This window comes from Sphaerimonospora sp. CA-214678 (genome assembly GCF_050942215.1).
In the GTDB taxonomy this organism is placed as follows: Bacteria; Actinomycetota; Actinomycetes; order Streptosporangiales; family Streptosporangiaceae; genus Sphaerimonospora.
The window spans coordinates 1529102-1542292 of record NZ_CP192056.1; the positions used below are offsets into that span (position 1 = coordinate 1529102).

Sequence of the window (13191 nt, forward strand, 5' to 3'; positions counted from 1 at the left end):
ACCCCCGCCGAGTCTAGGACCCACGAGTCCGGACGGCCGAGTCCCGATCGCCGCGACCTCGAAGGCCGCTTTTCCCATCAGGCTCAGACCTCCCAGAGGGCGCTCACGGGGACGGCGCGGAGACGGGGGCCGAAGGGGAGGGTCTGGGTGCCGGTGTAGAGGACGACTCCGGCGACGAAGTCGTCTCCCAGCCGTGATGCCAGATGGTTCAGGCCGCGGAAATCGTCCGGCCGTACAGTCGATGAGGCCTTGACCTCGACGCCGACGACCCGGCCCTGGCGGTTCTCCAGCACCGCGTCGACCTCGATCTTGTCTTTGGTCCGGTAATGGAACAGCTCCACGCGCTCGTCCGACCAGGAGAGTTGGCGGGCCAACTCCATGAGCACGAAACCTTCCAGCAGTGGACCGAACCGGCCATCCGGCCGGATCAGGTTCCGGGCGTCGATGCCCAGCAGGTTCGCCGCCACCCCGGAGTCGACGAAGGCGACCTTGGGCGTACCGACGGCTCGGGTGCTCAGATTGCGTGACCACGCGGGGATCCGCTTGATGAGGAACACCTCTTCCAACAGGCCGAGGTAGCGGTGAGCCGTGGTGGCGGAGAGCCCGATGGCCGCCCCCAGCGAGTTGCCGACCAGGAGCTGTCCCGACCGGGCGGCGACCGCACGTACCAGAGCTCGCATTTCGGCGGTCCGCTCGATCTCCGACAGTTGACTCACATCACGTGCGATCAGATCCGACACGTAGGAGTCGAGGAAGCGTTCACGCCGGCGAGGGTTCGTACGCGCCACCGCCTCGGGAAACCCGCCACGGACGATTCGCTCCGCGTACTCGGAGCGACTGACGATGGAAGTGTGGCGGAAGTCCTCGCCCTCGGTGAAGATCGCGTCGATGAACCTGTCAGCGGTACCGTCGATCTCTCCCTGAGAGAACGGCCAGAGCTCGATCGTCTCCATCCGGCCCGGCAGCGCGTCAGGCAGCGATCGAAGTCCCAGCACGCGGGCGGAGCCCGTAAGCAGGAAGCGGCCCGGCCGCGGATCGCCGTCGACCTGATCCTTGATCGCGAGCAGCAATTCGGGCACACGCGGGATCTCGTCGATGACCATGAGGTCGGGGAATGACACGAATCCGGCCGGATCGGCCTGGGCTGCCTGTCGAGTAACGGGCGTGTCCAGGTTACGCCACTCCGCGTTCCGGTCCTTGGTGAGAAGCCGTACGAGTGTGCTCTTGCCGCTCTGCCGGGCGCCGTTGATGAGGACCACGCGGGTGTCATCCAGAGCTGTCGCAGTCACCTGCTCTGCATGCCTGGGCACGACCCGGCCCAAGACCGTGTGAGAACCACCTACCACGAGGTCAGCATGGCACAGAGACGTGATCAATGAAACGATCGACGGTGCCCGTGTGAAACGTTCGTCGCAGAGGTGGTGAAACAACGGTCGCATGATCCGTGGGCCGTTGGTCGCTTGATCTTCCGTTCCTGTTGCTTCGTGGGGGCGATCAGGGAGTTCTGCGAATATTGTGACTCTCGTCCTGTCGTCCCTTCGGCCTGGAGTTGCCCCGATGACCGAGCGAAGCGAGTTGGCGTCCCTCCAGGAGGCCCTGGCGCGAGCCGTCGAGCAGGCCGCCTCGGCGGCCGAGCTGACCCGGCTGATCAAGGACTATCGGCGGCGGCTCGAGGAGGTCGCCGTCTCCGAGGCCGAGGCGCTGACGAGGATGCGGGAGGCGGAGGCCCGGCTCAAGGTGGTCGAGCGGCAGAACGCCAAGCTCGCCAAGAGCCTGGCGGAGCAGCGCTACCAGACCGCGGTCGCCAAGTGGAAGCTCGCCTCCATGCAGGAGAGCCGCTGGACCAAGCTCGGCGACGCCCTGCACACCAAGAGTCCGGGCACGGTCGCCAAGACCCTCAAGACCCCCGTCAAGAAGCCGCCGGCGCCCAAGCGGGCCGATTTCGAACCGGAGCTCCCTGAGGTGCCCGAGCCCACGGTCGTCAAGGCGATCCCGGAACCCGGGGCGCCCGAGGTCTCCACCCCGATCGCCGAGGGCTTCACCGTGCCGAAGGGTCCGCTGGCCAGGCCGTACCTGACCGTGGCCGCGATCGTCGACAGGCAGACCGAGGCGCTGCTGCGCTACGAATGGCGCCTGGTGACCAACTTCGGCCAGGACAACTGGGAGACGATGCTCGACCGGCACCGGCCGCACGTGCTGTTCGTCGAGTCCGTACGGCCCGGCCCCCGGCAGGGCAACGGGGGCAGGTGGCTGGAGGCGCTGGCCGGGGAGTCGCGGGCGCTGCGCGACCTGGTCGCCGCCTGCCGCAAGCGCGGGGTCAAGACCGTTTTCTGGCACTCGGGCGGACCGGTCTCGCGGGCGTTCCCGGCGGCCGAGCACTTCGAACACGTGCTGACGACCTCCGAGGCCCGGGCCCGTGAGTGGCGGGCCGCCCTGCGGCACGACCGGGTGGGCGTGCTGCCGCACGCGGTCCAGCCGCGCGTGCACAACCCGATCCCCGCGGTGGGCGGGCGCACCGGCGAGGTCATGACGCTCGGCACGGTCCCCGTGCCCTCCGACGCGCGATGGACCGTCCTGGCCGGCCAGGACGACGCCGACGAGACGCCCTACGACGACCTGCTGACGGCCTACCGGAGACCCGCGCTGGTGGTCGCGGGCTCCGACGCCGACTCGAGGGCGATCGCCGAGGTCGCGGCCTGCGGCACTCCGGTGCTCCAGGTGCGCGCGGGCGCCCGGAGCGAGGAGATCGCCGCCGCTGCGGAGGTGCTGCTGGCCGACCCGGCGCGGCTGGCCAGGGAGGCGCACCTGGCCTGGCGCGCCCGCACGAGCGTGACCCCGCTCCTCGACCCGATCCTGGACACCGTCGGCGTGCCGAGCGTACGCAACAGTGCCGCGATCACCGCGGTCACCGCCGTCGCGAGCCCGGCCGAGCTCGATCACCTGCTCGCCCAGGTCGCCCGCCAGCGTCACCGGCCGGGGCAGCTCGTCGTCGTGGCCGACGGCCTCGACGCCTCCCTGGTCGAGAAGACCGCGCGCCAGGCGCTCGCGGCGGCGTCGGCCGGAACGGCGCCCCCGGCCGAGCCGGACCTGGTGATCCGTGTCGCGGACGAGCCCGTCACCCTCGGAGCCGGGCTCGACCGGGCGCTGCGGCTCGCCGACGGCGACTACGTGGCCATCCTCGACCCCCGGGACGTGTACGGCGAGCACTATCTGGCCGACCTGGTCCGGCATTTCGCCTCCACCGAGGCCGAGGTGCTGGGCAAGGCGGCGTTCTACGCCCACCTGCCCAAGGCGGGCGCCACGCTGCTGCGCCAGCCGGAGGCGGAACACCACTTCCTTCCCGAGGTGGCCGGGGGGACGCTGCTGGCCCGCCGCCGGATCCTCACCGAGCTGGGCCTGGCCGATGTCTCTGAGGAGTGGGGCGAGGTCTTCATGCGGCAGTGCCGGACCGACGGCATCCTGGTCTACTCGGCCGACCGATACTCCTACATCTGCGTCCGCGACTCCGCCGAGGGACGGCTGCTCCGCTCTGCTCACATGGAGGGATACCTGCCCGCAGAGCCGCTCGCGCTGATCTGATCGGGAGTCCCAGCGGGGAGCGGGCCCGTTAGGCTGCCGGGATGACGCCCGTCCGGCTCGCGGAGATCCTCGGTGAGCTCCTCGGCACGCCGCCGGGGGAGATGCCCGCGCCGTACGGCTCATGGGAGCGCGAGGCGGTGTACGCCTCGGCGGCCGTGCTCCGCTCCCTCGCGCGGCGTGGCGCCGCCGGAGGGCGGTCCGGCGCGACGCCGGGGGCGACCGTCCGGGAGATCGCCGAGGAGACGGCGGTACGGCTACGCGCCCGTGCCGGCATCGCGGGCGTGCGGGTGCGTCCCGACGGCTTCCTCCTGATCGCGGTGACCCGGCCCGGCGAGATCGTGGGCGAGATCGTGCGAGCGGACGGCCCGCCCGGGGGGATCGTGGTCGCCGAGCCGGGCAGCGCCGGCCCCGACTTCCCCCGGACCTGGGACAACCCCGGTTTCGTGATCAGGTACGCGCACGCGCGGGCGGTGGCGGCGGGGCGCTGGGCGAGGGATCTGGGCGTGCCTGCGGCGGGGTTCCGGCCCGAGGCGCTGGACGATCCGTACGATCTGGCGGTGCTCCGGCTGCTCGCCGAACTGCCCAGCCGGGCGGCGAGCCGGGCGCCCGCGTGGGAGACGTACGCGGAGCATCTCGCGCTCGCCTTCCACGACGCCCACGAGCATGCGCCGGCCGTGCCACGGGCGGACGAGCCGCCGGGCCCGGTGCACACGGCCCGCCTCTGGCTGGCCATGGCCGTGCGATCCGTGCTCGCCCAGGTCCTGGTCACGCCGCTGCCCGACAGATTGTGAGCGTTCCAAGGGACTGTGACCAGTTCTTCCGCCCGGTTCACCGGATTTCCGGATTTACTGTTGCTTCCTGTCTCGCCAGTTGGGCAGCTGTCTCCCTTGGGGGGCGAGGTCGGATAGCCTCATTCGGGTGAGTCGATTCGCCCACGCCGCCGCCCCGGATGACGGGCAGGCGGCCCCCGTCGCAGCGACGCGTTCAGAGGAACGCACGTCGCGTGCTCCCGCAGACCTCAACGCCCTCGATCCCACGATCTGGCCGCGAACATCCGGCCGGACCGGCGGCGCCATCACGATCGGCGGCATCGACGTCCGGGACCTGGCGAAAGATCACGGCACCCCGCTCTACGTCGTCGACGAGGAGGATTTCCGCTCCCGCTGCCGCGACTACCGCTCCGCCTTCCACGACGGGGACGTCCACTACGCGGGCAAGGCGTTCCTGTGCCGCGAGGTGGCCCGCTGGGTCGACCAGGAGGGGCTCGGCCTCGACGTGTGCAGCGCCGGCGAGCTCGCCGTGGCGCTCAGCGTGGGTTTCCCGCCCGAGCGGATCACGCTGCACGGCAACAACAAGTCGGTCGCCGAGCTGGAGAAGGCGGTCGAGGTCGGCGTCGGCCACATCGTGGTCGACTCGTTCGAGGAGATCGCCCGGCTCGGGCGGCTCGCCGAGCGGTACGGCGTCCGTCCCCGGGTCATGATCAGGGTGACGGTGGGGGTGGAGGCGCACACCCACGAGTTCATCGCCACCGCGCACGACGACCAGAAGTTCGGCCTGTCGCTGAACAGCGGCGCCGCGGCCGAGGCCGTACGGCGCGTCCTCGCGCTGCCGAGCCTCGAACTCGTCGGCCTGCACTCCCACATCGGATCGCAGATCACCGACATCGCCGGGTTCGAGGTCGCGGCCCGTCGCCTCGCCGGCCTGCTCGTGCAGATCAAGGACGAGCACGGGGTGATCCTTCCTGAGCTTGATCTCGGCGGCGGCTACGGCATTCCGTACATCGCGGGGGACGAGGCGCCGGACATCAAGATAATCGCGGACGGCCTCCGTGAGATCGTCACCAAGGTGTGCGGAGCGGCCGGTCTGCCCGTGCCCCGGCTCGTCGTCGAGCCCGGCCGGTCCATCGCGGGGCCGGCGGGTGTGACGCTCTACGAGGTCGGGACGGTCAAGGACGTCGAGGGTCTGCGGACCTACGTGAGCGTCGACGGCGGGATGAGCGACAATATCCGCACCGCGCTGTACGGCGCGCAGTACACGGCGGCCCTGGCCTCCAGGGCGAGCAGGGCCGAGCCCATGCTGTCGCGTCTGGTCGGCAAGCACTGTGAGAGCGGCGACATGGTGATCCGCGACCTGTGGCTGCCCGGCGATCTGACGCCGGGCGACCTGATCGCGGTGGCGGCCACGGGCGCGTACTGCCGCTCTCTGGCCAACAACTACAACTATTTGGCCAAGCCCGCCGTGGTCGCGGTGTCGGCGGGCCGCTCGCGGGTCATCGTCCGCCGGGAGACCGAGGACGACCTGCTACGGGGCCAGCTGTGAGCATCGGCCGGCCAAGCGCCATCGGCAGGGCGGACATCCTGAGCGAGGAGGGCTCGTGAGTAACGCTGGCGGTAAACCTGCGCTCAAAGTGGCGTTGCTGGGCTGCGGTGTCGTCGGATCGCAGGTGGTGCGCCTGCTGCGGGAGCAGGCCCACGACCTGACCGCCCGGGTCGGCGCGCCCCTGGAGTTGGCCGGCGTGGCCGTACGCAGGCTGGGACGCAAACGCGACATCGAAGTCGACCCCGCGCTGCTCACGACGGACGCCGAGGCCCTGGTAACCCGCGACGACGTGGACATCGTGGTGGAGGTGATCGGCGGCATCGAGCCCGCCAGGTCGCTGATCCTGGCCGCGATGGCGAGCGGCAAGTCAGTGGTGACCGCCAACAAGGCGCTGCTCGCCGAGGACGGCGCCACCGTCCACGGTTCCGCCCGGGACAACGGCTCCGACCTCTACTTCGAGGCGAGCGTGGCCGGTGCGATCCCGCTGCTGCGCCCGCTGCGCGAGTCGCTGGCCGGCGACCGGGTACGCCGCGTGCTCGGCATCGTCAACGGCACCACCAACTACATTCTCGACCGGATGGACTCCTCCGGCGCTTCGTTCAACGAGGCACTGGAGGAGGCGCAGGCACTGGGGTACGCCGAGGCGGACCCGACCGCCGACGTGGAGGGCTTCGACGCCGCGGCCAAGGCCGCGATCCTCGCCGGGATCGCCTTCCACAGCAGGGTCACCGCCGCCGACGTCCACCGCGAGGGCATAACGGAGATCACCGCGGCCGACGTCGCCTCCGCCAGGGGCATGGGATATGTGATCAAGCTGCTGGCCATCTGCGCGCGCTCCGACGACGGCAGGTCGATCGGCGTCCGGGTGCATCCCGCCATGATCCCGAGGACGCATCCGCTGGCCGGGGTCCGGGAGGCGTACAACGCGGTGTTCGTGGAGGCCGAGTCGGCCGGGCGGCTGATGTTCTACGGCGCGGGCGCGGGCGGCGCGCCCACGGCCTCGGCGGTCCTCGGGGACATCGTCGCGGTGGCGCGCAACCGGCTCTCCGGCACCCGCGGGCCGGAGGAGTCGACCTACGCCGACCTGAAGGTCCACCCGATGGGCGACACCGTCACGCGCTACCACATATCGGTCGACGTGGCGGACAAACCCGGCGTGCTCGCCCGGGTCGCCGACATCTTCGCCAAGCACGACGTGTCCATCCAGACGGTCCTGCAGGAGGGACGCGGCGACGACGCGCAGCTCGTCCTGGTCACCCACCGGGCGAGCGACGCCGCCCTGTCGGCCACGATAGAGGAGCTGCGCGACCTCGACATCGTCCGCGCGGTGGCGAGTGTCATGCGGGTGGAGGGCGACGACACGCCGTAGGGACGAGTCGCGAAAGCGACGTCCTGCCGCGCGCGCGACGGACGGCACTTTTCCCGACGCTCCCTGGCACGGCATAACAGTCGAATGCCCCTTTCGGGGGTTGTGACCGCATGGATGGAGACATTAAGTAAAGTTTCCATCCATGCAAACGATCATCGCGCGACTCGTGCCTGCCTGTCTGCTCGCGGTGGCGCTGGTCGTGGGGCTCCCGCCCGGCGGCGCCCTGGCCGGGACCGCCACCGCGAAGACGGTCGTGGTCCTCACGTTCGACGACAGCACGGCCGACCACGTGACGGCGGCCAGGATGCTGAACAAGAGGGGGCTGAAGGGCACCTTCTACGTCAACAGCGGCCGCCTGGGCAAGCGGGGTCACCTGACCGTCGAGGACCTGAGGTTCATCGCCAAATCGGGCCACGAGATCGGCGGGCACACCCTCGATCACGTCAACCTGCTCCGCGAGACCGAGGACATGCGCCAGAGGCAGATCTGCGACGACAGACGGGCACTGCTGTCCCACGGGTTCAAGGTGCGGTCGTTCGCCTATCCCTTCGGCGCCTTCGACGAGTCGAGCAAGCAACTGGCCATGCGGTGCGGCTATACGACCGCGCGCGGCGTCAGCGGCATCCACCGGCCGGACGCCTGCCGGTCGTGCCCGTACGCCGAGACGATCCCGCCGGCGGACCCGGCCGCCGTCCGGGCGACCTCGCAGAACGGCATCGCGCGTACGGCCTCCACACTGGCGGGCTTCGTCACCCGCGCGCAGCGGAACGGCGGCGGCCTCGTCATCTTCGTCTTCCACACGATCGGGAACGACGCGAGGGACTCCTACGCGACGAGCCCCCGGGAGCTGGCTCGCTTCCTGGACTGGATCGCCCGGCAGCGGAAGGCACGGGGAGTCGTGGTGAAGCCGCTGGGGGACGTGACCGGGGGAAGGGTCTGGCCCGTCCCCGAGGACATGTGAGTGTCGCGTGCGGCGGGGGCACGGCCCTTCCTCCGCCGCCGAGCTGCAGGGCTGACGACGGTCCTGTCCTCAGGACCGTTCCGAACCCGCGACGACCTCCGGAACCGCGGACGCGGAGATCATCGGAGATCGGTTGCTGACAGCGGAGTTAACCGGTTGGATCTGACAAAGGGTCTGTCCCGATGGGGGTGATCTTTGTGGGCGTGGGAGGCGCGGTGGAGACGGACATCTGCTCGCCGCTGGGGTTCACCCGATCCCCGGCGGAGGGAACGGCGGAGCTGGTCTGGAGCGCCGGCGGCTGGATCGTGGCGCCTTCCCCCCCGGATCAGGAGCGCCTCCCGGATTTGGAGCGCTCCTTGCAGGCCCAGGCGGGCCCGGAGGCCGCCGGAGAGCGCTCCGCTGCACGACGGTTGACCGACCGGGTCGGCCAGGAGGAGATCCGCTCACTGCGCCCGCTGCGCGCCCTGCGGGTCCGCTGGCCCGCCGCCCCGGGCGAGGAGGAAGCGGCCGGTGACCCGGGCCGGGGCCCCCGTCACGCGCGCGAGCTGGCGGCCGTCACCGACCTCGCCGCCGCTGGGGTGCCGCTCACCTCGGACCGGCCGCCGCGCTGGGTCCGCGAGGCCGATCCCGTCCTGGCGGACCTGATCGCGGGCTGGATTCCGGAACCGGACGAGGGCGCCCCCGGTTCCGTGGCCGATCTGCGCAGGGAGGAGCACAGCGTGCGGCTGCGGCGGCACGCGCTGCGGGCGAGGGGCATCGGCCGTACGGCACGGCCGGTGACCGTGGTCATGGCGACACGCCGGCCGCACCTGCTGAGCGCCGCGCTCGGGCAGATGGCCCGCCAGCGCGGCGCGGACCTCGAAGTGATCGTCGCACTGCACGGTTACCCCGCGGCCGGCGCGGAACGGATTCCGGCGGAGTTTCCCTGGCCCGTCACCATGCTGGAGGTGGACCGGGCCACGCCGTTCGGAGAGGTGCTCAACCTCGCGGCGTCCCGGGCGACGACCGACGTCATCGTCAAGTGGGACGACGACGACTGGTACGGCCCCGAGCACATCGCCGATCTCCTGCTCGCCAGGGCGTACTCCGGCGCCGACGTGGTGGGCACCGCACAGGAGTTCTTCTACCTGGAACCGCTCGACGTCACGGTCCGGCGGACCGACTACGGCAGCGAGATGTGGACCGACCACGTCGCCGGCGGCACGATCATGATCGACCGGGAGCTCTTCCACGAGGTCGGCGGCTTCGGGCCGTACCCCAGCGGCGAGGACGCCCACCTGCTGCGCGCGGTCCTGGCCCGGGACGGCAGGATCTACCGCACCCACGGCCTCGGGTACGTCCTGCGGCGCTCGCTGAGCGGTGAGCACACCTGGCAGCGGCCACTCGCGCATTTCCTGAGAGTCTCGGTGAAACAGTGGCGCGGCTTCCGGCCCAGTGTGATGTTGGAGGACAGCGCGATCCCGGCGGACGGCGCGGTTCGGAGGACGGCTTGATCTCGGAGGACAGCGTGATCCTGGAGGCGACATGACGCCGCGTATCCCCGGAAACGATTACACCGTCCTCGATCCGCCCGCGCTGGGATCGCCGTGGACGCCCCGGCTCCGGGTGAGTGTCGTCGTGCCCGCGTACGGCAACCAGGCCAAGCTCGACCTCACGCTGGCGGGCCTCGCCGTCCAGACGTATCCGGACGACCTGATCGAGGTCATCGTCGTCGACAACGGCAGCCGGCCGCCGTTGCGCCTCCCCGACATCCGGCCGGGGAACACCCGCCTGCTGCTCTGCCCGACCCCCGGCCGCGCCGTGGCGCGGAACACGGGGCTGGCAGCGGCCACCGGAGACGTCATCCACTGGATGGACTCCGATGTCGTGCCGGAGAGGGAAGAGGTGGAGGCGCACATGCGCTGGCATCATCTCGCGCCCTATCTGTCGGTCACCTCCTATCTGCGTTTCACCACCGCGCCGCTGCCCGACCCGAGTGAGGTGGCCGAGGCCGAGGACCTCGCGAAGTTCTTCGAGCCGGCCGAGTCGCACGCGTGGATCGAGAGCCTGGTCGAGCGGACGGACGGGCTGACCCGCACCCGGCGCGCGTTCAGCATCCACATCGGCGGGGCCACCTCGGTCGGCGCCCGGCTGTTCGAGCGGGCCGGGCCCATGGACCCCGAGATGATCCTCGGCCAGGACACCGAGATGGGATATCGCCTGGCCCAGGCCGGTGCGGTGTTCATCCCCGACCCCGAGGCGAGGGCCTACCACCTCGGTCCGTCCATGCGGATGCGGGACGCCGAGTCGATCAGCCGGGTCAGCCACCCGCTCGTGGCCGACCGCGTCCCCGTCTACCAGTGGCTGCGCAAACATCCCACCCGGCGGTGGAAGGTCCCCCTGATGGAGGTCGTGGTCGACGCGGCCGACGCGTCGAGCGACGACGTCCGGGCGACCGTCGACGCGGTCCTGGCCGGCACGCTGACCGACCTGTCGGTGCTCGTGACCGGTCCGTGGGACGAGATCGCCCCGGAGCTGCGCGCCCCGCTCACCGATCCCCACCTCGATCTCGCCCTGCTGCGCGCGCACTACGGCCACGAGGGCCGGGTCCGCCTTGTCTCCGGGCCGTCCGACGCGGTCGCGCCGTTCCGCCTCCGGCTGCCGCCGGGGTGGGCGCCGGGGGAGGACACCCTGGCCCGGATCCTCACCCTGGCACGGGAGCGGAACCTCGGGCTGGTCAGCGTGCTGCTGGACGAGAGCGCCGAGGGCATCACCGCGGCCCGGCTGGAGCGCACCGAGGCGTTCGCCCGCGCCGCCCTGCTCGTCTCCGGCGACGAGGGGAAGGCCGGGGACAGGGACGACGACCTCGACGCCGTCGTCGACGAGATCTTCGGCACGTTCTGGACCGACGGCGAGACGTACGGTTTCAGCCGCGGATCCGAGGCCGGACCGCTGCTCAGCGTCCGGGCCGCCTACCGGGCCCGCGTCGAGGCGCAGGCCGAGGTCGAGCGCCTCACCAAGGAGGTCGAGCGCGTCCGCGGCCAGGTCGCCAAATGGCGGGAGGAGGCCCGCCGGTGGCGCAGGACGGCTGTCGACTACCGCCGGGAGATCGGCTCTCTGCGGCGGCAGATCGCCACGCTCCGGCGGACGCGGAGACGCCGGGGTCTGCGGAGCCTCCGACGCATCAAGGTCCTCGCCCGGGGACTGACCCGGCCCTTCAACCCGAAGAACTCCTGAGCCTCACGAACGGCGGAAAAGACCGCCCAGACGGCGGCCGCCCCGCCGGTTCGCCGGACCCGGGGCCGCCGCGCCGCCCTGCTCGGAGTCACCGCTCCGCTCGGAGGCACCGGTTCGCTGAGGGGCGCCGGGCCGTTGTGAAGCGCCGGGCCGTTGTGAAGCGCCGGGCTTCTCCGCGGCCGCGCCATGCTGCGACGCCTGTGGTCTCTCCTGTGGTCTCTTCGGGGATTCCGCCGGGGGACTCGGCTGCCCGGGCCCTCGTCGCGGTGTCGTGAGGAACTCCTTCTCCGCGGCGTGCCGCACGCCGTGTGTCGCCTCGATGACGGCGGCTGGCTCCTCCCCGGGGCGGGCGAGCAGGCGGGCCCGGGCGACGGCCTCCGTCCGTTCGAGGGTGGCGGTGCGCCCGTCGGGCAGCTCGACGACCAGCAGCCCGAGGCGCTCCTCCAGCATCGCCCTGGTCATCCGCTCCAGGGCGTCGGCGGCGGGCGGCGCGTCGATCGGCGAGGTGTAGCGGAAGGGCGTGGGAGCCGCGGTCGGCGCGGCCCGCTCGGCGAAGCGGACCCGCTGATCGTGGCGGAACGCCTCCAGCACCAGGGCGAGATCGAACTCCCGGCTCCCCGGCATGCGGCTCGCCCGGCCGGAGAGCTCCGGCCAGGGCCCCACAAGCGTGACCGCGATGTCGGTCGGCCCGGCCTGCGCGCCGCCGCCGGTGAGGATCGCGTCGACGGTCGCGCGGATCAGCGCCTCCTCCGCGCCGGTCGTGTCGAGCACGATCTCCACGTACGGCACCAGCCGCCGCCTGCCGCGTTCCTTGCGCAGATCCCGGCGCAGCGGCACCTTCTGCGCCAGATGGGTCTCGACCAGCCGGACGATCGCCTTGCCGTGCGCACCCCGCTGGGCCGGCAGACCGAGATGGACGGCACGCGCCGTCATGTCCGGCACGAAAACGGCCCCGGCCTGGGCGAGCCGATAGGCGAACTCGGTGTCCTGACCGCGCACGACCTCGGGGTCGAACCCGCGGACCTCGCGCAGCAGCGTACGGCGGAGCGAGACGGTCGGCCCGGTGCACACCTGGTAGGGGTTGCGGCTGGCGCGCAGCCCGTCGAGACGGCGGATCGTCTCCTCGGTGGAGCTCGACACCAGCGCCTCCGGGTCGAACAGCGACTCCGGCGTGCCGTGCCGTACGGCGTCGTACACCTGCTCGGGGGTCAGATCGGGCTCCTCGGCGAACTTCTTGCCGCCGATCGTCACCAGATAGTCGGTGAGGTGGTGCCACCGGAAGAGCGCCTCCAGGTGTTCCCGGCAGATCACCATGTCGGCGTCCAGACGCTGGACGATCTCGCCGTCCGCCGCCTCGATGCCCGCGTTCATCGCGTGTCCCGCCCCCCAGCCGCCCGCCGGGGCGGCGATGATCCGCGTGTCGTCCGGGCGGATCTCCGGTAACCGCAGGGGCGGATCGCTGCCGTCGTCGACGACGATGACCTCGGTGAGGGAGGCGGGATAGGTCTGCGCCGCGAGCGCGGCCAGCGTGAGGTCCAGACGGTGCTGCCGGCCGTGCGCGGGGATGACGACGCTGGCGGGCAGCGCGGGGACCCATTCCCCGACGGGCGGCGGGACCAACGGGGAATGGTCGTTGTGCCGGATCCTCGGCCTGACCTGGCCTTCCGTCACGTTCGCCACTCCCTCGTCTCGCGCATCTCCACCGGACGCCGTTCACACTAGCCAAGGAGACCGACGGTTTCGCGAG

General features: G+C 71.4%; 9 protein-coding genes. 7 read left to right on the forward strand and 2 right to left on the reverse strand.

Annotation, left to right across the window (positions count from 1 at the left end):
- Positions 1-83: 83 nt before the first annotated feature.
- Positions 84-1289, reverse strand: a complete 1206-nt coding sequence (locus ACQP1K_RS07095) for an ATP-binding protein (protein WP_433500071.1) — start codon at positions 1287-1289, stop codon at positions 84-86.
- A gap of 268 nt (positions 1290-1557) precedes the next feature.
- Here ACQP1K_RS07095 and ACQP1K_RS07100 point away from each other — a divergent pair, with 268 nt between their 5' ends.
- From ACQP1K_RS07100 to ACQP1K_RS07130, 7 genes are all read left to right on the forward strand, one after another.
- Positions 1558-3579 carry a glycosyltransferase gene (locus ACQP1K_RS07100; protein WP_433500072.1) on the forward strand — a complete coding sequence of 674 codons (2022 nt, stop codon included), beginning with the start codon at positions 1558-1560 and terminating at the stop codon, positions 3577-3579.
- A 41-nt stretch (positions 3580-3620) separates the two neighbouring features.
- On the forward strand, positions 3621-4370 hold the full coding sequence (locus tag ACQP1K_RS07105) for an anticodon-binding protein (protein ID WP_433500073.1): 750 nt from the start codon (positions 3621-3623) through the stop codon (positions 4368-4370).
- 127 nt (positions 4371-4497) lie between these two features.
- The gene (gene lysA / locus ACQP1K_RS07110) at positions 4498-5898 is read left to right on the forward strand and encodes a diaminopimelate decarboxylase (RefSeq protein ID WP_433500074.1); all 1401 of its coding nucleotides are present in this window, start codon (positions 4498-4500) and stop codon (positions 5896-5898) included.
- A gap of 88 nt (positions 5899-5986) precedes the next feature.
- Positions 5987-7267 (forward strand): homoserine dehydrogenase, encoded by a 1281-nt coding sequence (locus ACQP1K_RS07115; RefSeq protein ID WP_433501506.1) that lies wholly within the window; start codon positions 5987-5989, stop codon positions 7265-7267.
- A gap of 142 nt (positions 7268-7409) precedes the next feature.
- A complete protein-coding gene (locus ACQP1K_RS07120; RefSeq protein WP_433500075.1) occupies positions 7410-8228 on the forward strand; it encodes a polysaccharide deacetylase family protein in 819 nt (272 codons plus the stop codon).
- 182 nt (positions 8229-8410) lie between these two features.
- A complete protein-coding gene (locus ACQP1K_RS07125) occupies positions 8411-9721 on the forward strand; it encodes a glycosyltransferase (protein ID WP_433500076.1) in 1311 nt (436 codons plus the stop codon).
- Between the two features lie 31 nt (positions 9722-9752).
- Positions 9753-11444, forward strand: coding sequence for a glycosyltransferase family 2 protein (locus ACQP1K_RS07130; protein ID WP_433500077.1), 1692 nt, complete (start codon positions 9753-9755; stop codon positions 11442-11444).
- 3 nt (positions 11445-11447) lie between these two features.
- Here the strand turns inward: ACQP1K_RS07130 and ACQP1K_RS07135 are convergent, their stop codons facing one another.
- Positions 11448-13115 (reverse strand): glycosyltransferase, encoded by a 1668-nt coding sequence (locus ACQP1K_RS07135; RefSeq protein ID WP_433500078.1) that lies wholly within the window; start codon positions 13113-13115, stop codon positions 11448-11450.
- Between the last annotated feature and the right edge of the window lie 76 nt (positions 13116-13191).

Excerpts from the sequence above, each read along its gene's own strand:
- ACQP1K_RS07100 (WP_433500072.1), top strand. The coding sequence starts at position 1,558 with ATGACCGAGCGAAGCGAGTTGGCGTCCCTCCAGGAGGCCCTGGCGCGA.
- ACQP1K_RS07105 (WP_433500073.1), top strand. The coding sequence starts at position 3,621 with ATGACGCCCGTCCGGCTCGCGGAGATCCTCGGTGAGCTCCTCGGCACG.
- ACQP1K_RS07120 (WP_433500075.1), top strand. The coding sequence starts at position 7,410 with ATGCAAACGATCATCGCGCGACTCGTGCCTGCCTGTCTGCTCGCGGTG.
- ACQP1K_RS07125 (WP_433500076.1), top strand. The coding sequence starts at position 8,411 with ATGGGGGTGATCTTTGTGGGCGTGGGAGGCGCGGTGGAGACGGACATC.
- ACQP1K_RS07130 (WP_433500077.1), top strand. The coding sequence starts at position 9,753 with ATGACGCCGCGTATCCCCGGAAACGATTACACCGTCCTCGATCCGCCC.